20 protein-coding genes are annotated in these 23,507 nt (G+C 59.1%); 2 read left to right on the top strand and 18 right to left on the bottom strand.

All coding sequences use genetic code 11. The annotated features are described in order from the left end of the window. Positions 1-13: 13 nt before the first annotated feature. The 6 genes from menE to elaB form a co-directional block, all read right to left on the bottom strand. Positions 14-1,354 (bottom strand): o-succinylbenzoate--CoA ligase, encoded by a 1,341-nt coding sequence (menE, locus tag MKZ79_RS00645; RefSeq protein ID WP_336141314.1) that lies wholly within the window; start codon positions 1,352-1,354, stop codon positions 14-16. Next, on the bottom strand, positions 1,351-2,358 hold the full coding sequence (gene menC, locus MKZ79_RS00640; RefSeq protein WP_336139187.1) for an o-succinylbenzoate synthase: 1,008 nt from the start codon (positions 2,356-2,358) through the stop codon (positions 1,351-1,353). Before menC ends, menE begins: the two co-directional genes overlap by 4 nt. Next, a complete protein-coding gene (gene menB, locus MKZ79_RS00635) occupies positions 2,358-3,212 on the bottom strand; it encodes a 1,4-dihydroxy-2-naphthoyl-CoA synthase (RefSeq protein ID WP_336139186.1) in 855 nt (284 codons plus the stop codon). The genes menC and menB overlap by 1 nt, the downstream gene beginning before the upstream one ends. 9 nt (positions 3,213-3,221) lie before the next feature. Continuing rightward, positions 3,222-3,983 carry a 2-succinyl-6-hydroxy-2,4-cyclohexadiene-1-carboxylate synthase gene (gene menH / locus MKZ79_RS00630; RefSeq protein WP_336139185.1) on the bottom strand — a complete coding sequence of 254 codons (762 nt, stop codon included), beginning with the start codon at positions 3,981-3,983 and terminating at the stop codon, positions 3,222-3,224. Continuing rightward, the gene (gene menD / locus MKZ79_RS00625; protein ID WP_336139184.1) at positions 3,980-5,626 is read right to left on the bottom strand and encodes a 2-succinyl-5-enolpyruvyl-6-hydroxy-3-cyclohexene-1-carboxylic-acid synthase; all 1,647 of its coding nucleotides are present in this window, start codon (positions 5,624-5,626) and stop codon (positions 3,980-3,982) included. The genes menH and menD overlap by 4 nt, the downstream gene beginning before the upstream one ends. A gap of 163 nt (positions 5,627-5,789) precedes the next feature. Next, on the bottom strand, positions 5,790-6,101 hold the full coding sequence (elaB, locus tag MKZ79_RS00620) for a stress response protein ElaB (protein ID WP_336139183.1): 312 nt from the start codon (positions 6,099-6,101) through the stop codon (positions 5,790-5,792). A 270-nt stretch (positions 6,102-6,371) separates the two neighbouring features. On the opposite strand from elaB, the gene MKZ79_RS00615 reads away from it, so the two are divergent. Beyond that, positions 6,372-8,024, top strand: a complete 1,653-nt coding sequence (locus tag MKZ79_RS00615) for a glucan biosynthesis protein D (protein ID WP_336139182.1) — start codon at positions 6,372-6,374, stop codon at positions 8,022-8,024. Between the two features lie 174 nt (positions 8,025-8,198). Here the strand turns inward: MKZ79_RS00615 and MKZ79_RS00610 are convergent, their stop codons facing one another. Further along, on the bottom strand, positions 8,199-8,663 hold the full coding sequence (locus tag MKZ79_RS00610) for a GNAT family N-acetyltransferase (RefSeq protein ID WP_336139181.1): 465 nt from the start codon (positions 8,661-8,663) through the stop codon (positions 8,199-8,201). Between the two features lie 93 nt (positions 8,664-8,756). On the opposite strand from MKZ79_RS00610, the gene MKZ79_RS00605 reads away from it, so the two are divergent. Continuing rightward, the gene (locus MKZ79_RS00605; protein ID WP_336139179.1) at positions 8,757-9,356 is read left to right on the top strand and encodes a pentapeptide repeat-containing protein; all 600 of its coding nucleotides are present in this window, start codon (positions 8,757-8,759) and stop codon (positions 9,354-9,356) included. A gap of 87 nt (positions 9,357-9,443) precedes the next feature. Here the strand turns inward: MKZ79_RS00605 and nuoN are convergent, their stop codons facing one another. The 11 genes from nuoN to nuoC form a co-directional block, all read right to left on the bottom strand. After that, the gene (gene nuoN / locus MKZ79_RS00600) at positions 9,444-10,901 is read right to left on the bottom strand and encodes an NADH-quinone oxidoreductase subunit NuoN (protein ID WP_336139178.1); all 1,458 of its coding nucleotides are present in this window, start codon (positions 10,899-10,901) and stop codon (positions 9,444-9,446) included. Between the two features lie 6 nt (positions 10,902-10,907). Further along, on the bottom strand, positions 10,908-12,428 hold the full coding sequence (gene nuoM / locus MKZ79_RS00595; RefSeq protein ID WP_336139177.1) for an NADH-quinone oxidoreductase subunit M: 1,521 nt from the start codon (positions 12,426-12,428) through the stop codon (positions 10,908-10,910). Between the two features lie 216 nt (positions 12,429-12,644). Further along, entirely contained in the window at positions 12,645-14,483 is a 1,839-nt protein-coding gene (gene nuoL, locus MKZ79_RS00590; protein ID WP_336139176.1) for an NADH-quinone oxidoreductase subunit L, read from the bottom strand. After that, a complete protein-coding gene (gene nuoK, locus MKZ79_RS00585; protein WP_034894855.1) occupies positions 14,480-14,782 on the bottom strand; it encodes an NADH-quinone oxidoreductase subunit NuoK in 303 nt (100 codons plus the stop codon). Before nuoK ends, nuoL begins: the two co-directional genes overlap by 4 nt. Further along, on the bottom strand, positions 14,779-15,327 hold the full coding sequence (gene nuoJ / locus MKZ79_RS00580) for an NADH-quinone oxidoreductase subunit J (RefSeq protein WP_336139174.1): 549 nt from the start codon (positions 15,325-15,327) through the stop codon (positions 14,779-14,781). Before nuoJ ends, nuoK begins: the two co-directional genes overlap by 4 nt. A gap of 10 nt (positions 15,328-15,337) precedes the next feature. After that, complete coding sequence (nuoI, locus tag MKZ79_RS00575) at positions 15,338-15,880, bottom strand: NADH-quinone oxidoreductase subunit NuoI (RefSeq protein ID WP_336139173.1); 543 nt, start codon at positions 15,878-15,880, stop codon at positions 15,338-15,340. A gap of 12 nt (positions 15,881-15,892) precedes the next feature. Further along, positions 15,893-16,870: an NADH-quinone oxidoreductase subunit NuoH gene (nuoH, locus tag MKZ79_RS00570; RefSeq protein ID WP_336139172.1), complete on the bottom strand. Its 978-nt coding sequence runs from the start codon at positions 16,868-16,870 to the stop codon at positions 15,893-15,895. Beyond that, positions 16,867-19,593 (bottom strand): NADH-quinone oxidoreductase subunit NuoG, encoded by a 2,727-nt coding sequence (gene nuoG / locus MKZ79_RS00565; protein WP_336139171.1) that lies wholly within the window; start codon positions 19,591-19,593, stop codon positions 16,867-16,869. Before nuoG ends, nuoH begins: the two co-directional genes overlap by 4 nt. A 185-nt stretch (positions 19,594-19,778) precedes the next feature. Further along, positions 19,779-21,119: an NADH-quinone oxidoreductase subunit NuoF gene (nuoF, locus tag MKZ79_RS00560; protein WP_336141312.1), complete on the bottom strand. Its 1,341-nt coding sequence runs from the start codon at positions 21,117-21,119 to the stop codon at positions 19,779-19,781. 2 nt (positions 21,120-21,121) lie between these two features. Further along, a complete protein-coding gene (gene nuoE, locus MKZ79_RS00555; RefSeq protein ID WP_336139170.1) occupies positions 21,122-21,637 on the bottom strand; it encodes an NADH-quinone oxidoreductase subunit NuoE in 516 nt (171 codons plus the stop codon). A gap of 2 nt (positions 21,638-21,639) precedes the next feature. Then, entirely contained in the window at positions 21,640-23,439 is a 1,800-nt protein-coding gene (nuoC, locus tag MKZ79_RS00550; RefSeq protein ID WP_336139169.1) for an NADH-quinone oxidoreductase subunit C/D, read from the bottom strand. Between the last annotated feature and the right edge of the window lie 68 nt (positions 23,440-23,507).

Genomic DNA, 23,507 nt, shown 5'->3' with positions numbered 1-23,507 from the left:
TTAGCTTAAGGAATTATCGCTGGCGCTGTTGCCACACCCAATCCGCCAGCTTCCTGCGGGAGTATTTCACCGCGCCGCTCTCCAGCTCCGGCAGCGCGTACCAGCGAACGGGACGCTGAAAGCCAGCCAGTCGATTTGCTGCCCAGCGTTGCAGCTGCGGGAAAGAACCTGTCTCTTTTAACCTCGCCAGCGCTACCGGCCTATGCCCATACTCCTCATCTGGCAGCGGCACGATAAACACCTGCTCTACCGCCGGATGCTGCGCCAGTACGCCTTCAACCTGCTCAGGCTGGATACCTTCGCCCGCCGAGAAAAACAGGTTGTCCAGACGACCAGCAATCACCAGATCGTTATCAACCTGCAATCCGCTGTCGCGGGTGTAAAACCAGCCGTCACTTTCGGTCAGCGGCAGTAATTTTCCCTCGCGCCAGTAGCCGCGAGCCAGCGCCTGCGACTGAATCGCGATTTCGCCTTTGACCAGCCGAACGCGATGGCCCGGCAGCGGCTGACCGACGCCTGGTTTGCCATCGGCTCTTTTCGCCGCCACGGTTGAGGCCGTTTCCGTCATGCCGTAGCCGCACCAGCAGGCAACGCCACGCGCTTCGGCCTGCGCGGTCAGCTCTACCGGAATCGCCGCGCCGCCAAGCAGCACGGTACGCAGCTCCAATGATGGCTGCCGTAGCAGACGCCAGAGCTGCGTCGGTACCAGCGAGGCAAATGTCGCTTCGCTGCTGTTTTCCGCCAGCATCAGTTTGCCGCCGCGATAAAGCCAGCGCCAGAGGATCCCCTGGCCGGAAACGTGATAGAGCGGCAGCGAGAGCAGCCAGCTGTCATCGGCGGTAAAGCCAAGCGTTGTGGTGACGCCATGCGCGCTGGCGAGATGCGCATCAAAGGCGTGAGCCGCGGCTTTCGGCAGCCCCGTGGAGCCGGAAGTCAGCGTTAAGGTGGCGATGGCATCGCGCTGCCAGCGATGGGCGACGGCACCGGGCTGGCTGAGGATTTTCAACGCCGGTAAATTAGCGGGCGCCTGCCCATCCAGCGTCAGCGCGTAGTCAATATTTAACAAAGGCAGCAGCGTCGCGATTTGACAGGCAGGCAGACGCGGATTGACCGGCAGCAGCCGCGCGCCGCAGCGTAATAGCGCCAGATACGCCAGCACGGCCGGCTCGCTGTTGCCGGACAGCAGCATAACGCCGCTGCCTGCGCGCACGCCCTGACGGTGAAATCCTGTCGCCAGCGCTTCCACCTTTTCCGCCAGCGTTGTCCAGCTGTAAGCCCGATTGTCAACCGTCAGCGCGGTGCGATCCGGTGCGCATCGCGCCCAGCTCTGCCACGGCCACTCATCCGGCGTCAGCATAGCACCTCCAGATCTGTGGACGACGCCAGCGGCAAAGGCGAACCCGGCCATGTGCGCACTAACTGCTGCTGCATCAGCGACAGCGTGTCCAGACCTGGCGCGACGCCGGGCGTCAGCCAGTCGGCAATGCGCGCCAGCTGGGTTAGCGCCAGGCTTGACTCTACCGCTGAGCTAATTACCACGGTTAAACCCGCTTCATTGGCTCGCGCGATGATATCGCCCACCTTCGCCAGACTGCCGATTAGCGTCGGCTTGATCACAAGCGCGCGCAAACAGGGTTCCGCGGCCGCTATAAACCCCGGTTCGCGCGTGCTTTCATCCCAGGCAAGCGCAATACCCGTTTCCCGCGCAAAAGCTCTGGATTCCTCCTGCGAGCGGCAAGGCTCTTCAATAAAAGCGATGCGCGAACGCAGGGCCGGCGGCACAAAGCGGGCAAACTGCCTGGCCTTGTCCAGGCTCCACTGTCGGTTAGCGTCCAGGCGCAGCGTCAGATCCGGTACGGCTTCCAGCAGCAGCGAAGCGATCATACCGTCGCGTGCCGCTTCATACAGGCCGACTTTCATTTTGGCTACCGGCTGCGGCCGCTCGCTTAGCTGGCCGATCAGCTCATCCGGATCGCCGGTGCAGAGCAGTGCGCTACGATAGTTGCCCGTCGACGGCAGAGCATCGGCCAGTTCCGCCAGCGCGCAGCTGAGGCCGAAAGCCACCGAAGGCGGCAAACCATCAAGCGCCGCACAGGACAGTGCGCTGTCCGGCGCTGACGGCGGCGAAGCAAGCACCGCGCCCGCACGCCAGCTTCGCAGCCAGCGAACGGCGGCTTCCTGCGCCTGCGGCAGCGTTTCGGCACTGAATCCGGGCAGCGGCGCAATCTCGCCCCAGCCTTCTCGTCCCGCCTCTTCCAGCCTGACCAGCAGCCCGAGGCGCGATGTCACCCGCCGATCGCGCAGCGCCACGCCCGGCGCCAATGGTATGTTGTAATTAAAAAGCGTTGTCCGGCGCATCAGGGATTCCGCTTAAAGCGGCTGAAGTCCGGCTGGCGCTTCTGGTTAAAGGCGTTGCGCCCTTCCTGACCCTCTTCCGTCATGTAGAAAAGCATGGTGGCGTTGCCCGCCAGCTCCTGCAGCCCTGCCTGACCGTCGCAGTCGGCGTTAAGCGCCGCCTTCAGACAGCGCAGCGCCATCGGGCTGTTCTGCAGCATCTCGCGGCACCAGCGCACCGTTTCCCTTTCAAGCTCGGCCAGCGGCACCACCGTATTGACCAGCCCCATCTCCAGCGCCTGCTGCGCGTCGTACATACGGCACAGGAACCAGATTTCGCGCGCCTTTTTCTGGCCGACGATGCGCGCCATATAGGAAGCGCCCCAGCCGCCGTCGAAAGAGCCGACTTTAGGGCCGGTCTGGCCGAACCGCGCGTTATCCGCCGCGATGGTTAAATCGCACAGCATATGCAGCACGTGGCCGCCGCCAACGGCGTAGCCCGCCACCATTGCTACCACCGGTTTGGGACAGGTGCGGATCTGACGCTGAAAGTCGAGCACGTTAAGATGATGCACGCCCGCTTCGTCACGGTAGCCGCCGTAGTCGCCGCGAATTTTTTGATCGCCGCCGGCGCAAAAAGCCTGGTCACCGACGCCGGTGAGAATAATGACGCCGATCTGCTCATCATGCCGCGCGTCGCTTAAGGCGTGCAGCATCTCTTTAACCGTTTGCGGGCGGAAAGCGTTGCGCACTTCCGGACGATTAATGGCGATTCTGGCGATGCCGTCCGGCGTCTTGTGATAAAGGATATCGCTGTAGTCGCCGTACGCCTGCCACTCTGTCGGCGCATACAGCATAGCTTCGTCGGGATAGATCATGGTTGCTCCTTAGGCTGTGATCTTTTGCATCAGGGCGGCGGCGAAAGCCTGCGGGCTGGCGCGATGGGCGTTATGGCCCGCTGCCGGAATAAGGGTGAGCGGCGCGCCCGAGCGGGCCGCCAGGCGTTGGAATTTAAGGTCGTATTCGCCGCAGAGAGAGTGAAGCCTTGCCAAACGCTGGCTTTCCGGCAGCAGATAAGGCTGCCGGGCGAGCGAGGTACTCAGCAGCATAGCGGCCAGCGCCTGGGGATCGTTGTCGGCGCGTAACGCTATCAGCGCTGCGCGCTGCGCCTGGTTCAGGTCGGCGAAAACCGGCTGGCGATACCACTGCTCAAGCGTTTCGACCAGCGGCTGCTGCCGAAAACGCGCGGCCCAATGCCGATCGCTGGCGAGCCTTTGCGCTCGCTCTGCGGCTGTCGCCAGGCCAAAGTGAGCGCCTTCTGTGATGACGCCTGTGAGAGAGGCGTCCGCGCTACGACAGGCGTGATAAAGCGCGACGCGGCCGCCCAGCGAGTAACCGATCAGCCAGTAGCGTTTGACGCGATGGCTTTGCAGGGTCGCGCCCAGCCTTGCTGAAAGCTCGGCAAAACCTTCAACCCGCTGCGCGCGCGAACCGCCGTGGCCGGGCAAATCCACGCTCAGCTGCGGCCAGCCGCTAAATAAATCCTGTATCGGCTGCCACTCCTGACCGCTACCCAGAAAACCGTGCAGCCAGACCAGCGTCGGCCTGTTGTCGCAGTGAGCGCCCTGCCAGCGAGCGTGCAGTATCATTGCTGCCAGGCTCCCGCCAGCCACTGCGCGCCGCGATCCGCCACCGCCTTCAGCTCAATCAGCATGGCTTTGTCGCTCCGCCAGCCCGCCGCCACGGCGTCAAGCAGCGAAGGCCAGTCCTGCGGCTGCCGGTAAGCCAGCCCGAACATATTGGCGGCGCTGGCGAAATCCGCCCGCTGCGGCAGGGTAAAAAAGCGCTCGCGCTCTTTGACGGGCGTCGGCAGCAGGGAAAATATCTGGCCGCCGCCGTTGTTTACAACGATCAGCACCAGCGGCCCGTCGAGCAGCGCCAGACTGTTGAGATCGTAAAGCGCAGAGAGATCGCCCACTATCGCCAGCAGGGGTTTGCCGCTGCCGCGCTGTACGCCGACGGCCGTGGCGATAAGCCCATCGATGCCGCTGGCGCCGCGGCTGGCGTAGACAGGATAACCCGCGGGCAGCCGGGCGAAGGCGTCGGCCAGCCTGATGGTAAGGCTGTTGCCAAGAAACAGCGCGCCTTCCTGCGGCAGCAGCTCCGGCAGCCGCAGCGCCAGCTGCGCTTCTCCGAACTCCTGCAGCCTGCGCGTCAGCGCCGTATAAGTTTCCTGAGCGAGAGTTTGCAGAGAAGGCAGCCACGCAGGCTGTGAGACGGCCGGATGCGCGGCGAGCCACGCGGTAATATTCGCCACAATGCGCTGACTGCGATGATGAGCAGGATCCAGATGACCCGGCAGCGGATCGATCAGCCACCAGGCGGCCGGGTGAATTTCCGCGAGCCAGCCCGTCAGTGTTTTTCCTGTCAGCCGCGCGCCGAACTGAACAACAATTTCCGCCTCGGCCAGCGCCTGTCTGGCATGCGTTTCCTGCAGCCATAGCTCGCTACAGGGCCAGGGCGCGCCGGTATGCGACTGAATATCCGCAAGCAGCGGCCAACCCAATGTTTCCGCCCATTTCGCCAGCGCGACGCCCTCTTCCGCAGTGATTTTACCGGCGACCACCAGCCCGCGCTTTTGCCGCCAGCGCGACCAGTCGCTGCAAAAAGGCGTGGCCCAATCGGCGTTGATATTCAGCCACGGCTTCTCTTCGTGCCACCAGTCGCCCAGCTCGTCATGCCAGGCTTTAAACGCCAGCGACGCTTCCCCATACAGCGGTTCGGCAAAAGGCGTATTGATATGCACGGCGCCAGCGGGATGCTGCTGCAGCAGCGCGTCGATAGCCGATACCAGCCAGCGCGCCGGAATATCCGCAGAAGGACGAGGAAGATTGAGCGCGCCGCCGACGTGTCCGGCGAAAATGCCCGGCTGCGCGATAGCCTGATTGGCGCCGCAGTCGATCAGCTCCGGCGGCCTGTCGGCGCTGAGCACGATCAGCCGCTCGCCGGTCAGGCTGGCCTCAATAACGGCTGGCAGAAGGTTGGCAACGGCGGTGCCGGAAGTGACAATCATCGCTACCGGCTGTCGCGTGGCCTTCGCCAGGCCCAGCGCCAGATAGCCCAGGCCGCGCTCGTCAAAATGGGTATGGCAGATGAAGTTGCCCGCAGCGGCTTCCAGGGTGAGCGGCGCGGATCGGGAGCCGGGCGCAATACAGAGATGCTGTACGCCGTGTCGGCTCAGAGCTTCCAGGATCACCGCAGCCCAGCGGCGGTTGAAGATACTGTGTGACATCGCGCACTCCAGATCAAACAAGCAGCGCGCAGTATAAGAGCGCCCAAAAGGCGCGATTTTGATTTAGACCAGGGTTAACGTGTTATTTTCAGTTTTGTAACGCGGTTTCCTGAAACAAAACGGGCATCCCGCAGGATGCCCGTTAGTGACTAATCGGTTTTGCTTAGCGGCGAGCCAGCAGCAGACCAACAACCAGGCCCAGCGTGGCGCCGACGCCGATGCCCTGCCACGGTTTTTCGTGAACATATTCGTCGGCGCGGTTGGCAACCTGCTTAGCGCGATGGTAATAGGTATCGGAAGCGTTGCTGACGCGAGCTTTAACTTCATTCAGCGATTTTTCCGCTTTGGCTTTCAGCTCGACATATTTCTGATCGGCCGGATCGCCAGAGGACTTCAGCACCTCTTCCAGCGTTTCGGACAGCAGCGCCAAATCATCATCGAGATTAGTTTCTTGTGGGTCAATTGTATTAGCCATAACATCTCCTTGTGCGATTAATATCAGTAACTATAGACACTTTTTGCCGCTCTGCTGGTTTACGCGGCCAGGAATGCACTGATATTGCCTGCCGGTAACTGCCTGCTTTTGTCAGATTTATCTGCTAAATTTTGCCTGACTGAATTTCTGACGCCACAAGCTGTCGTAACTCCCTGTGACCCGCTCACAATTCAGCTACAAGAAGGCTTTAATAGCCACAGATATAGCGCAGTTTTAACAATTCCGTTCAGCAAAGGATATGACTCTGGCATGAATCGAAGAATGTTTATGAAGGCGTCAATGGCTTTCGCTACGGTAAGCGGGATGTCCGGCCTGTCGACGTTATTTGCTCAGGCCGCCTGGGCCGATACCGATATCGCCGACGGCGCGGCGAAGCAGTTTGATTTTGACGTGCTGAAAAAGATGGCCGCTTCACTGGCCCAGAAACCCTATGGCGGTGCGCCAGCGCCTCTGCCAGAGACGCTGGCGACGCTAACGCCGCAGGCCTACAACGAAATTCAGTATGATGCGAACCATTCGCTGTGGAACAACAATGGCGACCGCGAGCTGGACGTGCAGTTTTTCCACGTCGGTATGGGCTTTAAACGCCGTCTGCGCATGTTCGCCGTGGATGCCGATCGTCAGGCGCGCGAGATCCACTTCCGCCCCGAGCTGTTTAACTACAATGACGCCAAAGTCGATACTAAACAGCTGGAAGGCAAAACCGATTTGGGCTTCGCCGGTTTCCGCGCGTTTAAAAAACCGGAACTGGGACGCCGAGATATCGTTTCTTTCCTCGGCGCCAGCTACTTCCGCGCGGTTGACGATACTTACCAATATGGCCTTTCGGCCCGCGGCGTCGCTATCAACACCTTCGGCAGCAAGGAGGAGTTTCCGGACTTTACCGCCTTCTGGTTTGAAACGCCGAAAGCGGACGATACCACCTTTACCGTCTATACGCTGCTGGACGGCGAGAGCTGCACCGGCGCCTTTAAATTCGTGATCCACTGCGAAGAGAAGCGCGTGGTGATGGAGGTGGAAAATCACCTCTATGCCCGTAAAGATATTGAGCAGCTGGGCATCGCGCCGATGACCACCATGTTTAGCTGCGGCACCAACGAACGCCGCATGTGCGACACTATTCATCCGCAGATCCACGACTCCGATCGTCTGGCAATGTGGACCGGCAGCGGCGAGTGGATCTGCCGACCGCTGAACAATCCGCAGCGTCTGACTTTTAACGCCTATCAGGATGAGAATCCGCGCGGCTTCGGAATGCTGCAGCTGGATCACGATTTCCAGGATTATCAGGACGTCATCGGCTGGTACAACAAGCGCCCGAGTCTGTGGGTGGAGCCGGTTGGCAAATGGGGTAAAGGCGCGATTAATCTGATGGAGATCCCGACCACGGGCGAAACGCTGGATAATATCGTCTGCTTCTGGCGTCCGACGGAGAGCATTAAAGCGGGCAGCGAGCACAGCTTCAGCTACAAGCTTTACTGGAGCGGCCTGCCGCCGGTTCAGAGCAATCTTTCCCGCGTGAAGGCGACGCGTACCGGTATGGGCGGCTTCCCTGAAGGCTGGGCGCCGGGCGAGCATTATCCTGAAGTCTGGGCGCGCCGTTTTGCGATAGATTTTGTCGGCGGCGACCTGAAAGCGGCCGCGCCGAAAGGCATTGAACCGGTGATTACCGTGACCTCGGGCACCGTTAAACAGGTTGAAATTCTCTATGTCGAGCCAATCGACGGCTACCGTATCCTGTTTGACTGGTATCCCAACAGCGATTCCGTCGAGCCGGTTAACCTGCGCCTGTTCCTGCGGACTAAGGACGAGACGCTGACCGAAACCTGGCTCTATCAGTACTTCCCGCCAGCGCCGGACAAGCGTAAATACGTTGACGACCGCCAGATGACGGCGGGTTGACGGTAAAAGGGCGAGGCAACTCGCCCTTTTCTCTATAGCCACGCTGGGATTTCTGTCCGGGCTTAGCGCTATCGTGTAATCGATTATCGACTACACCTCAGGTTCAAATTTGACACTTTTGGTTGAATTTCCACCTTTACCTGCTTGCTATTACGCCTGACTCCCCTTAAAGGGTCAAAAATGAACCTTTTGAGTGATCATATCTATATGCGGGATACCATCCTCCAGATAAGGGTCACCGATCGCAGTCAAACCAAACTGACCATAAAAAGCCTGCAGATGCGCCTGGGCGGAAAGCTTGATTTGCTGCTGCGGCCAGTGCCGCTCGCAGCTGGCAATGGCCTGCTCCATCAGCCGGTTGCCTAACTTCAGCCCTCGCGCCTCGCCTGAGACGATAACTCGTCCTATTTTTACCGGCTCGCTGGCGCTTTCCGGCGCAAGCAGTCTGGCGTAGGCCAGCAGTTTGTTATCGGCTATTCCCAGCAAATGACGGTTCTCCCCGACCAGATCCGCGCCATCCACATCCTGGTAAGGACAGTTCTGCTCAACAATAAATACCGCGTTGCGCAGCGCCAGTATCTGATAGAGCTGCGGCGCGCTAAGTTCGCTGTGGTGAAGATCCTGCCAGACGATATCCATGAGTTTTCCTGATTAAGCCAGGCGGTTGTTCAGGCTGCCCGTTAGCATTTACGTTATCATCGCTGATACCTTCTCAGGATGAACGAGGTGTTCATGACGCAACTAGCTCACAATAAAGACTATTATGATGAAACTTTCAATAAGCAGGATTTCTCTTCCGCTTGCTTAGAACGTGCCGAGTTTGAAGCGTGCGAATTTACCCGCTGTAACTTTACCGCCGCCCGGCTGGCATACTGTAAGTTTATTAATTGTACCTTTAATCACTGTAACCTCAGCGTCATCGATATTACCGGCTCGCGCTTCAACGAGGTCAGTTTTACCGAATGCAAGCTAAGCGGCACCGACTGGACGCGCGCTTACTGGCCGGATTTTCATCCCGATCCCGAACTCTCTTTCAAGCAGTGTATTCTGAGCAGCGCCTCTTTTTTCGGCCTGACGCTGCAAGGGCTAAAAATGGACGGATGCAAACTTCATGACGTTGATTTCAGGGAGTGCGATCTTACGGGCGCAGAGATTGTCCGTTGCGACCTGACCGGAAGCTTATTTAGCCACACGAAGCTGCAGTCGGCGGACTTTACCGATTCGTGGAACTTTGCGATTGATGTGCTGAACAATATCGTGACCAGCGCAAAGTTTTCTCGCCTGGAAGCGCTCAGCCTGCTGGAAAGCCTGGGCATTGAGCTGGTTGACTGAGCGTCACCGCTTAATTCCGGTTGCCATCGCATAAAAAAATCCCGGCAGATGCCGGGATTTTTCATCAACAAGCGGCAGGCTATAGCGCTACATCAGCGGCTGCGCCATCTGCACCAGCGAGATCAGCGGCTGCGGATAAACGCCTAGCAGCAGTACCAGTACCGCAGAGATAAGCACTACCACGCCGCCAGCGGTAAAGGCCCAGTTGGCTGGCGTATCACGCTGCAACAGCTCCGGCGGATTCAGATAAAGGCTGACTGTCACGCGCAGATAGTAGTAGAGGCCAATTGCGCTGCCGACCACAACCGCGCCGGTCAGCCACCACAGGTGCGCGCCAACGCCGACGGCAATCACGTAGAATTTGCCGATAAAGCCCAGCGTCATCGGGATACCCGCCAGCGACAGCATCATCACCGTCATTACTGCCGACAGGATCGGACGATGCCAGAACAGGCCGCGATAGGAGTAGAGCGAATCCGCATCCGGGCCGCGGTACGGGCTGGACATCAGGCTGACCACGCCGAAGGCGCCCAGGCTGCTGAACAGGTAGCCCGCCAGATAAACGCCGACGGTTTCCAGCGACAGCTGGTGCGTCTGGATGGCAATCAGCGCTACCAGCAGATAGCCCAGGTGTGCGATGGAGGAGTAACCCAGCAGGCGCTTGATATTGCTCTGCGAGATAGCCATCAGGTTGCCGAACAGAATCGAGGCGAAAGCGATAATCGCCAGCACCAGGCGCACGGCTTCGCTGTCGGCGGCCGGCGCGTAAAGGAACAGACGCATCACCACGCCGAAGATGGCGATCTTGCTGGCAGTGGCCAGGAAAGTGGAAACCGGCGCGGGCGCGCCCTGGTAAACATCCGGCGTCCACAGGTGGAAAGGCACCAGCGAAAGCTTAAAGCCCAGGCCCACAATCATCATGCCCAGGCCAGCCAGCAGCAGCGGCTGATGCAGCATAGTGTCGTTCAGGCTATGACCCAGCGCCACAAAGCCCAGGTTGCCGGAGTTGGCGTAAAGCAGCGCCATACCGAACAGCAGGAAAGAGGAGGCTACGGCGGACATGATGGTGTATTTGATGCTGGCTTCCAGCGAGCGTTTCAGCTGGAAGGCGTAGCCGACCAGGCCGAACAGCGGCAGAGAAATCAGCTCAATACCGATAAACAGCGAGGCCAGATGGTTGGCGCTCGCCAGTACCACGCCGCCCAGCGCCGCAATCAGCACCAGCAGATAGAACTCTTCCTGATTGTCCGGATAGTTCTGCAGCCAGGGATAGGCGAACGTACAGGTGGCAAGGCTGGCTAAAATCACCAGTCCCGTGTAGAGCATCGAATAGCCATCGACGCGCAGCAGCGGCGTGACGTCCATCGCGCCCGCCTGTCCCACAAACCACAGCGACAGCAGCGCCAGGTTCAGCCCGACCACTGCCAGCGTGGCATTGACGAAGTGGTTGCGCCGCCACGCAATGGAGAGCATCACCACCACCACCGTCAATCCGACGATCAGCATAGGCAGCAGCGCGATCAAATGTTGAGGAGTTATTGTCATGGCGAATTACGGCCTTGTAGTTGAAATTGAAGCGGTAAACCACTGCTGAATATTACTCATCGCAGCATGTGAGGTGTCCAGAATCGGCTGCGGATAAACGCCCAGCAGCAGCAGCAGAACCACCAGCACCATAATCATCAGGAACTCGCGCGGCGACATGCCCCGCAGCGGCGTTTCCGATTTCGGCGCACCGTAATAAGCTCGTTGCATCATCACCAGCGAGTAGACCGACGCGAACACCAGACCAAAGGTAGCGATGACGATAATCACCGGCACCGACTGGAAGCTGCCGGTCAGGATCATAAATTCACCGACAAAGTTACCCGTGCCCGGCATACCCAGGTTAGCGACCGCAAAGAACAGCGACAGACCCGGCAGCCATTTAATACGCGACCACAGCCCGCCCATCTGGCGCATATCGCGCGTATGCAGGCGCTCATAGAGCTGGCCGCACAGGATAAACAGCGCCGCAGCGGAAAGACCGTGAGCGATCATCTGCACCACCGCGCCCTGGAAAGCGAGCTGGCTGCCGGTGTAGATGGCGATCAGCACGAAGCCCATATGCGAAATCGAGGTGTAGGCGATAAGACGTTTGATGTCGTACTGCGAGAAAGCCATCCAGGCGCCGTAGAAAATCCCGATAATCCCTAACCACATGGCGATCGGCGCGAACTCGGCGGAAGCGTTCGGGAACAGCGGCAGCGCGAAACGCAGCAGGCCGTAAGCCGCCGTTTTCAGCAAAATACCCGCCAGATCCACGGAACCCGCCGTCGGCGCCTGGCTGTGCGCATCCGGCAGCCAGCCGTGCAGCGGCACCACCGGCATTTTCACCGCGAAGGCGATAAAGAAGCCCAGCATCAGCAGGTACTCGACGCTGTTGCTCATTGGTGTTTTCAGCAGATCTTCGTAGTTGAAAGTCCAGACGCCGGTCGCGTTGTAGTTAACGAATACCAGCGCCAGGATCGAGATCAGCATCACCAGACCGCTGGCCTGAGTGTAGATAAAGAACTTGGTGGCCGCGGTGATACGCGTTTTCCCGTCCGACGCCTTGTGTCCCCACAGCGCGATCAGGAAGTACATCGGTACCAGCATCATCTCCCAGAAGAAGAAGAACAGGAACAGGTCGATAGCCAGGAAGACGCCGATAACGCCGCCCAGGATAAACAGCAGGTTAAGGTGGAAGAAGCCCTGCCATTTTTCGATTTCATTCCAGGAGCAGAGAATCGCCATCACGCCCAGCAGGCCGGTCAGCACCACCATCAGCAGCGACAGGCCATCCAGCGCCAGATGCACGTTAATGCCGAAACGCGGGATCCAGGAAACCAGAAATTCGGATTGCCACTGCGGCAGCCCGGCGGCCTGAGTCAGCGAGTAACCGCCCTGCAGCCAGAGCTGTAGCGACAGCGCCAGCGTCAGCCCCATTGCAATCAGTGCGATCCAGCGCGGCACCTTGCTCCCGAAGCGTTCAAGCTGCCAGCAAAGCAGGCCGCCAATGAACGGGATGAGTATAAGCCAGGGTAATAACATGGCAGTTTGATTCCCTTTTTTGAACCTGCATGGGCTATCTTGCTTGCCATTTTGGCCCCCGGCAGTGCTCGCAATCCTCACATACTAAAGTATGCTGCGGTTGCTGCGCGCTGGCGGTGACCAAACTGACTGCGCCGATGACGCCCAACCTTCAGGTAATTTTCGACATCTTTTGACCGTGAGACGGCGTACTAACACCATCCCGCCAATTCAACTTTATACAACCATCAACAGCGCGAGGACGACGACAGCGCCGATGCTCATTGAAGCGACATACCAGCGCAGATAGCCGTTTTCACTGACCACCAGCCCTTTGTTCGCCAGGCGTGAGAACAGCGCCGGAACGTTCATAATGGCGTTCAATGGGTCGCGCGACAGCAGACGAGCTACGAGCAGATAAGGCTTAACGAAGATCTTGTCATACAGCCAGTCGAAGCCCCAGGCGGCAAACCACCATGTAGAGAAGAAGCGGCCTGGCGCACTGTTGGCGATGCTGTTGACCAGCGAGCGTTTGCCCAGCCACAGGAAAGCCGCCAGCAGGATGCCGACAATCGCTACCACACCCGACGTGATTTCCAGGGTCAGCACGCTGCCGTGCGCCAGCTCCGCCGTTTCCGGCAGCACGCCACGCAGCGGCGGTACAATCAGCGCGCCGATAAAGGTGGAGAGGATCAGCAGCACAATCAGCGGCAGATGATGCGTAATGCCTTTGCCCGCGTGCGCGTGGATCTTCTCTTCGCCGTGGAAAGTAATGAAAATCATGCGGAAAGTATAGAGCGAGGTCATAAAGGCGCCGACCAGACCGGCAACCATCAGGTTGATATGGCCATTCGCCAGCGCGCCCGCCAGGATTTCATCCTTACTGAAGAAGCCTGCGGTAATCAGCGGCAGCGCCGACAGCGCCGCGCCGCCCACCAGGAAGCAGGCATAGACCAGCGGAATGCTCTTGCGCAGGCCACCCATTTTGAAGATGTTCTGCTCGTGGTGGCAGGCCAGAATCACCGAACCGGACGAGAGGAACAGCAGCGCTTTAAAGAACGCGTGCGTCATCAAATGGAAAATGGCTGCGTCCCACGCCTGCACGCCCAGCGCCAGGAACATATAGCCAATCTGGCTCATGGTGGAGTAAGCGAGCACGCGCTTGATATCAGTCTGCACCAGCGCGGCGAAGCCAGCCAGCACCAGCGTAATCGCGCCAACGATGCCGACCAGATGCAGCACTTCCGGCGTCATCAGGAACAGGCCGTGGCTACGGGCGATCAGATAAACGCCCGCCGTTACCATGGTCGCGGCATGGATCAGCGCGGATACCGGCGTCGGGCCCGCCATCGCGTCCGCCAGCCAGGTTTGCAACGGCAGCTGAGCCGATTTACCGACCGCGCCGCCCAGCAGCATCAGCGTCGCCCACTGCAGCATATGGTTATCTGCCGCAAAGTGCGCAGGCGCCAGCTCAACCATCTCGCGGAAGTTCAGCGTGCCCAGTTCGTTGTAAAGAATAAACAGCGCAAACGCCAGGAAGACGTCGCCGACACGAGTGATGATAAACGCCTTCATCGCCGCCGCGCCATTGTTCGGGTTGGTGTAGTAGAAACCGATCAGCAAATAGGAGCAAAGCCCCACGCCTTCCCAACCCAGATACATCAGCATCAGGTTATCGGCCAGCACCAGCACGACCATGCTGGCGATAAACAGGTTGGTATAGGCGAAGAAGCGCGAGTAGCCCTCTTCCCCACGCATATACCAGGAGGCGAACATATGGATAAAGAAGCCGACGCCGGTGACCACCGACAGCATGGTCAACGACAGGCCGTCCAGCGTCAGGTTCACCTTGATATTGAAGTTGCCGACCTGCATCCATGTCCACAGCGCCTGGTTAAAGACCGGCTGGCCCTGCGCGAAGAAGTCCAGCCCCGCATAGAGCGTGACCAGCGCCGCCAGCCCTACGGAACCCATACCTACCGTCGCGGCCAGGTTTTCCGACCAGCGACCGCGAGAGAATGCCAGCAGCAAAAAGCCGATCAGCGGAAATAAGATAGTTAAATAGAGAAGATTCATCCGCGCATCTCGCTCACTTTATCAATATTGAGGTTTTGGCTGCGGCGATGCAGCTGCAGCAGCAGCGCCAGGCCGATACTCGCCTCGGCGGCGGCCAGGCTGATCGCCAGGATATACATCACCTGACCGTCCGCCTGTCCCCAATAGCTTCCCGCGACCACAAAAGCCAGCGCCGCTGCGTTGATCATAATTTCCAGGCTAATCAGCATAAACAGCAGGTTGCGGCGAATCACCACGCCGGTCAGGCCAAGCACAAACAGAATGGCCGCCAGAATCAGACCGTGTTGTAAAGGGATCATGCGTGTTCCTCCTTCTTCGCTGCATCCGCCGGACGATTGCTCAGTACTTCGCCCGGACGCTGTTCGCGACCGATATGGTAAGCCACCACCAGACCAGCCAGCAGCAGCATGGAGGCCAGCTCCACCGCCAGCACATAAGGGCCGAAGAGGCTAATGCCGACCGCTTTCGCATCAATCATCGCGCCGTCGATACCGCGATCGTTAGCGGTCAGAATGGCGTAGACGATCACTACCAGCAGCAGCAGCGACAGCAGACCAGGCCCGAACCAGACGCCAGGCTTCAGCCACTCGCGCTCCTGCGCCTGCACGCTGTCGCCGAGGTTAAGCATCATCACTACGAAGACGAACAGCACCATAATGGCGCCCGCGTAAACGATGATCTCCAGCGCGCCCGCGAAGTAAGCGCCCAGCGAAAAGAAGACGCCGGCCACCGAAAGCAGCGAGATGATCAGATACAGCAGCGCGTGAACCGGATTGGTATGGGTGATAACGCGCAGCGTCGTCAATACCGCTACCAGTCCGCAAAGATAAAAAGCTAATTCCATGCCTGGCTCCTTAAGGTAACAAACCCTTGACGTCGATGGGTTTGGCTTCGCTTTCCGCTTCGCCCTTGTCTTTGCCTTCGATCGCCATGCCCGCCATCCGGTAGAAATTGTATTCCGGATATTTGCCAGGCCCCGAGATCAGCAGGTTCTCTTTCTCATACACCAGATCCTGACGCTTGAACTCGCCGAGCTCGAAATCGGGCGTAAGCTGAATCGCCGTCGTCGGGCAGGCTTCTTCGCACAGGCCACAGAAAATGCAGCGTGAAAAGTTGATGCGGAAAAACTCCGGATACCAGCGGCCATCCAGCGTCTCCGCTTTCTGCAGCGAGATGCAGCCTACGGGACAGGCTACCGCGCAAAGGTTACAGGCGACGCAGCGCTCCTGACCGTCGGGATCGCGCGTCAGTACGATACGACCACGATAGCGCGGCGGCAGGTAAACCGGCTCTTCCGGGTACATTTGGGTTTCACGCTTCGCGAAAGCGTTCGAGCCAATCAGCGCGATACTGCGTACCGTGGTGCCGAACCCTACCAGAATGTCTTTTATTTTCATGGTAATAACCTCTTACTGCGCGTTGTACAGAATCACTGCGGCGGTAGCCAGCAGGTTCAACAGCGTCAACGGCAGACAAACTTTCCAGCCGAACGACATCACCTGGTCGTAGCGCGGACGCGGCAGCGCGGCACGGATCAGAATAAACATCATCATAAAGAAAGCCGTTTTAATCGCGAACCAGAACACCGGCGGCAGCCACGGGCCATTCCAGCCGCCGAAGAACAGCGTGACGATCAGCGAAGAAACGGTCACGATGCCGACATATTCGCCGACAAAGAACAGACCGAACTTCATACCGGCGTATTCGATATGGTAGCCGTCGGCCAGCTCCTGCTCCGCTTCCGGCTGGTCGAAGGGGTGACGGTGACAAACCGCGACGCCCGCGATAGCGAAGGTCAGGAAGCCGAAGAACTGCGGAATGATATTCCACAGATGCTGCTGGCTGTTGACGATATCGACCATGTTGAACGAGCCGGCCTGCGCCACCACGCCCATCAGCGACAGGCCGAGGAAGACTTCGTAGCTCAGCGTCTGCGCCGAGGCGCGCATCGCGCCCAGCAGCGAGTATTTGTTGTTACTCGACCAGCCGGCGAACAGCACCGCATAGACCGCCAGCCCCGCCATCATCAGGAAGAACAGCAGACCGATATTCAGGTCGGCGCCCATCCAGGTTGAGGTCACGGGCACAATCGCCATCGCCAGCAGAAGCGAGGTGAAGGCGATCATCGGCGCCAGGGTAAAGATGACCCGATCGGTAAACGGCGGCGTCCAGTCCTCTTTAAAGAACATTTTGATCATGTCCGCCACCAGCTGGAGCGAACCGCCCCAGCCCACGCGGTTTGGCCCGTAGCGGTTCTGGAACAGGCCCAGCAGACGGCGCTCGCCAAAGCTCATAAAGGCGCCGCAGCCCACGACGACAAACAGGATCACCAGCGCTTTGCCGATGGCGATCAGGACGTCGATAACTTCCGGTGTCAGCCAGCTCATTGCGAAGCCTCCTGCAGATTTTCAATACTCGCGCCCAGCAGGAACGGCGGTACGCCAGGCAAGCCCAGCGGCAAGCCAACCTGCCCTGCCTGCAACGTCGTCGAGAAGCGTACCGGCAGCCGCAGCGTTTCGCCCGCGCAGCTGAAGGCTACGGTGGCGCCTGCGTTCACGCCCAGTTTCGCGGCGTCGTCGGCGTTAACCACCAGGTAAGGCAGCGGCATACGCTGCTGGAATACCGGCGAACGCTGGCTCATCTCCTCGCTGCCGAACAGGTGGAAGTAAGGCGCGACGCGCCAGCCGTTCTCTTTGCCGCTAAACGCTTCCGGCACTACGGTGAACCATGCAAGCTGGCCTTCACCCGCTTCGAACAGGCGCACGCCCGGATCGCCAAAGCGCAGCTTGCCGCCCACTTCGTCCTGGAACTTGTTCCACGCCTGCGGTGAGTTCCAGCCTGGCGCCCAGGCAAACGGGATCTGCGAACGCGGCGCGGACGGCTGGTTGTTCCCTTCCATCGAGAAGGCGAACATGGTGTCTTTATCCTGCGGCTGACGCGGCTCGTGTACGCTGATATTGGCGCGGGCAGCGGTACGGCCGCTGGCGCGAATTGGCGAACGAGACAGCTTCTGGCCGCGAATGCGGAAGCTGGCGTCCGGCGCGGCGTCTTTAATACCGGCCAGCTGCGGTAGCGACTGCACACAGGCGTCGATCACGTGGTCGAGCTGCGTCCAGTCCGGTTCACGACTGGCAATGGTGCTTTGCAAAGCATGCAGCCAGCGCCAGCTCTCCAGCATCTGGATCTTGTCGTCGTAATACGCCGGATCGTAGACCTGGAAGAAACGCTGCGCGCGGCCTTCCTGGTTGACCACGGTGCCGTCGCTTTCCGCAAAGCTGGCGGTCGACAGGATCAGCCCCGCTTTTTCAGCGGTAGCGGTACGCTGATGATCGACCACAATCACGTTCGGCGTATTGCTCAGCGCCGCGTCGACCTGTGCTTTTGGCGCGTGGCGATAGAGATCGTTTTCCATGATGATCACCGCGTCGGCAGCACCGCTCGAAAGCTCGCTCAGCGCCGCGTCCAGCGGTTTACCGCCGATCATGCCCAGGCCGACGCTGTTAGCCGCGCCCGCCAGCAGCGTGATGCCGACATCCGCGCCGCGTCCCTTCAGCGCTTTAGCGATGTTGGCCGCAGCCTGAATCGTCGCCTCGCTACCGGCATGAACGCCGGAAATAATCAGCGGCTTTTTCGCACCGGCCAGCGCCTGCACCACCACATCGATTTTGCCGCTCAGATCGCGGTCGATGCCTTCAACCGCAGGCGAGCTTTCATCCAGCGCGTTGGCGATGGCGAAGCCCACGCGAGCCTGATCCTCCACCGGCGCGCGATAGCTCCAGGCGGCGATATCGTCCAGACGGGTTTCATCGACGTTGGTGACGAACAGCGGATGCTTAGCGTGCTGGCCGATATTCATAATCGCGGCAATCTGCCAGTCGGCCACTTTTTGCGCCGCCGCCAGCTCGCGTGCTTTGCCCTTGACGGCCTGACGTACGGAGAGCGCGACGCGCGCGCCAACCTGAGTCAGATCCTCGCCCAGCACCAGCACCGCGTCGTAGCTTTCAATTTCGCGCAGCGATGGCGTATAAACCCCGCCTTCGCGCAGCACTTTCAGCATCAGCTCCAGCCGCGCCTGCTCGCCAGCCGGGATGCCGGTAGAGAAGTTTTCCGCGCCAACCAGCTCGCGCAGCGCGAAATTGCTTTCCACGCTGGCGCGCGGTGAACCGATGCCGATGACTTTTTTCGCCTGACGCAGCACGTCCGCCGCGCCCTGCATCGCCTGTTCGGCGTTAAGCGCGATCCAGTCGTCGCCGCGACGCTGCATCGGCTGACGCGGACGATCTTTCAAATTCACATAGCCGTAGCCGAAGCGACCGCGGTCGCACAGGAAGTACTGGTTCACGGTGCCGTTATAGCGGTTTTCGATACGACGCAGCTCGCCATAGCGCTCGCCCGGGCTGATATTGCAGCCGACGCTGCACTGCTGGCAGATGCTTGGCGCATACTGCATATCCCATTTACGGTTATAGCGCGCCGAGTGCGTTTTATCGGTGAAGACGCCGGTCGGGCAAATTTCCACCAGGTTGCCGGAGAATTCGCTCTCCAGCACGCCGTCTTCCGGACGACCGAAATAGACGTTGTCGTGTGCGCCATAGACGCCCAGATCTTTGCCGTCTGCATAATCTTTGTAGTAGCGCACGCAGCGATAGCAGGCGATGCAGCGGTTCATTTCGTGTGAGATGAACGGCCCGAGATCCTGATTGCGGTGGGTACGTTTGGTAAAACGGTAGCGGCGGAAGCTATGGCCGGTCATCACCGTCATATCCTGCAGGTGACAGTTGCCGCCCTCTTCACAGACCGGACAGTCGTGCGGGTGGTTGGTCATCAGCCACTCCACCACGCTTTCGCGAAACTCTTTCGCTTCGCCGTCGTCAATCGAGATAAATGTGCCGTCGGCAGCTGGCGTCATACAGGACATCACCAGGCGACCACGGGTATCTTCGGCATTCTGGAATTGCTTTACCGCGCACTGGCGGCAGGCGCCGACGCTACCGAGCGCCGGATGCCAGCAAAAATAAGGAATATCGAGGCCGAGCGAGAGGCAAGCCTGCAGCAGGTTGTCCGCCCCATTGACGTCGTATTCTTTACCGTCTACATGAATTGTAGCCATAGTGAAATTGCTCAAGTAAGGCTCGGAACGAGCGTTAAACACAATTCTTCAAATAACCTGCTTACCTGGCGTTGTAGCGGTGTTCTCTTACCCCGGTCACGGATTAAAAGCTCCCGGGGAGGCGTTCTCTGCCCTGCTACAACGCCCATTAATTGGGTTATTTCGCGCGTTTGCGCAGTATTTTTTTACCAGCGAGCCTTTAACAGGTTGGCCTGGATACCGGCGATAGCGTGCGCGTTGCTGTAAACCTGCGGCGCCATGCCCGCTTCAAACTCTTCACGGAAATATTTAATGGCGCTCTGCAAGGGTTCGACCGCGCCTGGCGCGTGCGCGCAGAAAGTTTTTCCTGGGCCAAGCTGGCGGCAAAGCTGCAGCAGGGTTTCGATATCGCCCGGCTGACCCTCTTTACGCTCCAGCGCGCGCAGAATTTTTACGCTCCACGGCAGGCCGTCGCGGCATGGCGTACACCAGCCGCAGGATTCGCGAGCGAAGAACTCTTCCAGGTTACGCACCAGCGACACCATATTGATTTCGTGATCCACCGCCATCGCCAGCGCGGTGCCCAGACGGCTGCCCGCTTTGCCGATGCTGGCGAACTCCATCGGCAGATCCAGATGGGCTTCGGTCAGGAAATCGGTGCCTGCGCCGCCCGGCTGCCAGGCTTTGAACTTCAGGCCGTCGCGCATACCGCCAGCGTAATCTTCGAGGATTTCGCGCGCGGTGGTGCCGAAAGGCAGCTCCCAGACGCCAGGGTTTTTCACCCGGCCGGAGAAGCCCATCATTTTGGTGCCGGTATCTTCGCTTTTAGAGATGCCTTTGTACCAGTCGACGCCGTTAGCCAGGATCGCCGGCACGTTGGAGAGCGTTTCAACGTTGTTAACGCAGGTCGGTTTGCCCCACGCGCCCGCCGATGCCGGGAACGGCGGCTTGGAACGCGGGTTGGCGCGACGGCCTTCCAGCGAGTTAATCAACGCCGTTTCCTCGCCGCAGATATAGCGACCCGCGCCGGTGTGCACCATCAGCTCGAAGTCAAAGCCGGTGCCCATAATGTTTTTGCCCAGGTAGCCCGCCTCGGTCGCTTCCGCAATGGCGCGACGCAGGTTAACGGCCGCCTCGATATATTCGCCACGCAGGAAGATATAGCCACGATAGGCTTTTAAGGCGAAGGCGCTGATCAGCATGCCTTCCACCAGCTGGTGCGGCATCTGCTCCATCAGCAGGCGGTCTTTATAGGTGCCCGGCTCCATCTCATCGGCGTTGCACAGCAGATAACGAATGTTCATCGATTCGTCTTTCGGCATCAGGCTCCACTTGAGTCCCGTGGAGAAGCCCGCGCCGCCGCGCCCTTTCAGGCCGGAATCTTTTACCAGCGCCACGATTTCATCCGGCGCCATGCCTTTCAACGCTTTTTCCGCGCCGGCGTAGCCATCTTTGCTGCGGTATTCGTCAAGAAACACCGGCTGCTTGTCGTCGCGCATACGCCAGGTCAGCGGATGCGTCTCCGCAGTACGGACGATCTCTTTGATAGTCATTGATACTGCTCCAGTAAAGTGACGATGTTTTCCGGGGTGAGATGCACATGGGTATCCTCATCCACCATCATCGTCGGGCCTTTGTCGCAGTTGCCCAGGCAGCAGGTCGGCAGCAGCGTGAAGCGGCCATCCGCCGTAGTCTGTCCCGGTTTGATTTTCAGGTTCTCTTCCAGCGCCGCCTGAATACCCTGATAGCCGGTAATATGGCAGACAACGCTGTCGCAATAGCGGATGACGTGGCGGCCAACCGGCTGACGGAAAATCTGGCTGTAAAACGTAGCCACGCCTTCCACGTCGCTGGCCGGAATCCCCAGCACGTCGGCGATGGCGTTGATGGCGCCGTCCGGCACCCAGCCGCGCTGCTTCTGCACGATTTTCAGCGCCTCAATCGACGCCGCGCGCGCATCTTCGTAGTGATGTTTTTCATGCTCAATGGCGTCACGCTCTGCCGCGCTCAGGACGAAAGCTTCGGAAGGCTCGATCGTTTCGATCGCAATTCTTTGATCGTGCATAATTAGCGGTCCACGTCTGACATAACAAAATCGATACTGCCGAGGTACACGATCAAATCGGATACCAGGCTGCCGTTGATAACGGAAGGGATCTGCTGCAGATGCGGGAAGCTTGGCGTACGCACGCGGGTGCGGTAGCTCATGGTGCTGCCGTCGCTGGTCAGGTAGTAGCTGTTGATCCCTTTAGTGGCTTCAATCATCTGGAAGGATTCGTTGGCCGGCATCACCGGTCCCCAGGAAACCTGCAGGAAGTGGGTGATCAGCGTTTCAATATGCTGCAGCGTGCGCTCTTTCGGCGGCGGCGTGGTCAGCGGATGATCGGCTTTAAACGGCCCTTCCGGCATGTTTTTCAGGCACTGTTCCAGAATGCGCATGCTCTGGCGCATCTCTTCCATTTTCAGCATAACGCGGGTATAGGCGCAGCTGATGCCGTCGCCGATCGGCACTTCAAAATCGAAGTTCTCATAGCCGGAATAAGGCCGCCATTTGCGCACGTCGAAATCCAGACCGGTCGCGCGCAGACCCGCACCGGTAGTGCCCCAGGCCAGCGCTTCGTCCAGGTTATAAGCGGAGACGCCTTTGGCGCGGCCAATCAGCACGGAGTTTTTCAGCGCGGTCTGCTCATAGGCTTTCAGGCGCTTCGGCATCCAGTCAAGGAATTCGCGCAGCAGGCGATCCCAGCCTTTCGGCAGATCGTGCGCCACGCCGCCGATGCGGAACCAGGCCGGATGCATACGGAAACCGGTGATGGCTTCCACCACGTCATAAATTTTCTGGCGGTCGGTAAAGGCAAAGAACACCGGAGACATAGCGCCGACGTCCTGAATAAAAGTCGAAATATAGAGAAGATGGCTGTTGATGCGGAACAGCTCTGACAGCATGACGCGGATAACGTCGACGCGCTCCGGCACCTTGATACCCGCCAGCTTTTCAACCGCCAGCACGTACGGCATTTCGTTGACGCAGCCGCCGAGATATTCAATACGGTCGGTATAGGGAATATAGCTGTGCCATGACTGGCGCTCGCCCATTTTTTCCGCGCCGCGATGGTGATAGCCGATATCCGGCACGCAGTCGACGATCTCTTCGCCGTCCAGCTGCAGAATAATACGGAAGGCACCGTGCGCGGATGGATGGTTAGGGCCGAGGTTGAGGAACATAAAGTCCTCGTTGGCGGTGCCGCGCTTCATGCCCCACTCTTCCGGCTTGAAGGTCATTTGCTCCATCGCCAGATCTTCCGTCTGCTTAGTCAGCTGGAAGGGATCGAATTCGGTGGCGCGCGCCGGATAATCTTTGCGCAGCGGATGGCCTTCCCAGTCCTGCGGCATCATGATGCGCGTCAGGTGCGGATGGCCATCGAAAGTCACGCCAAACATCTCCCAGGTTTCGCGCTCGTACCAGTTGGCGTTGGCGAAAATTTTGGTGATGGTCGGCAAATGCAGATCTTTTTCAGACAGCGCCACCTTGAGCATAATGTCGCGATTACGCTCAATAGAGAGGAAGTGATAGAACACGGAAAAATCTGCCGCAGGCAGGCCTTCGCGATGCGTACGCAGGCGTTCGTCCATACCGTGCAGGTCATACAGCATGACGTAAGGTTTCGGCAGCTTGCGCAGAAACTCGACGATTTCCAGTAATTGTTCGCGCCTGACCCAAACCACCGGAATGCCGGTACGGGTTGGCTGAACGGTAAAGGCATCTGGCCCAAAACGGTTACGCAACTCGCCGATCACCGGGTCATCCAGGTGATCCCGGGTTTGCCACTCTGGCTGGGCGAGATCTTGCGTGGTTAAATCTGTCATAGGTCGTTCACCATGTGGGCCTGTCGACAGGCACTCAGTATTGGCGTCAGAACAGGCCGCGCGCGTAT

The sequence above is a fragment of the Erwinia sp. CGal63 genome (assembly GCF_037026505.1).
Lineage (GTDB): Bacteria > Pseudomonadota > Gammaproteobacteria > Enterobacterales > Enterobacteriaceae > Erwinia.
Note: the sequence above shows the minus strand (reverse complement) of the source record. Positions and strands in the feature narration are given on the sequence as shown.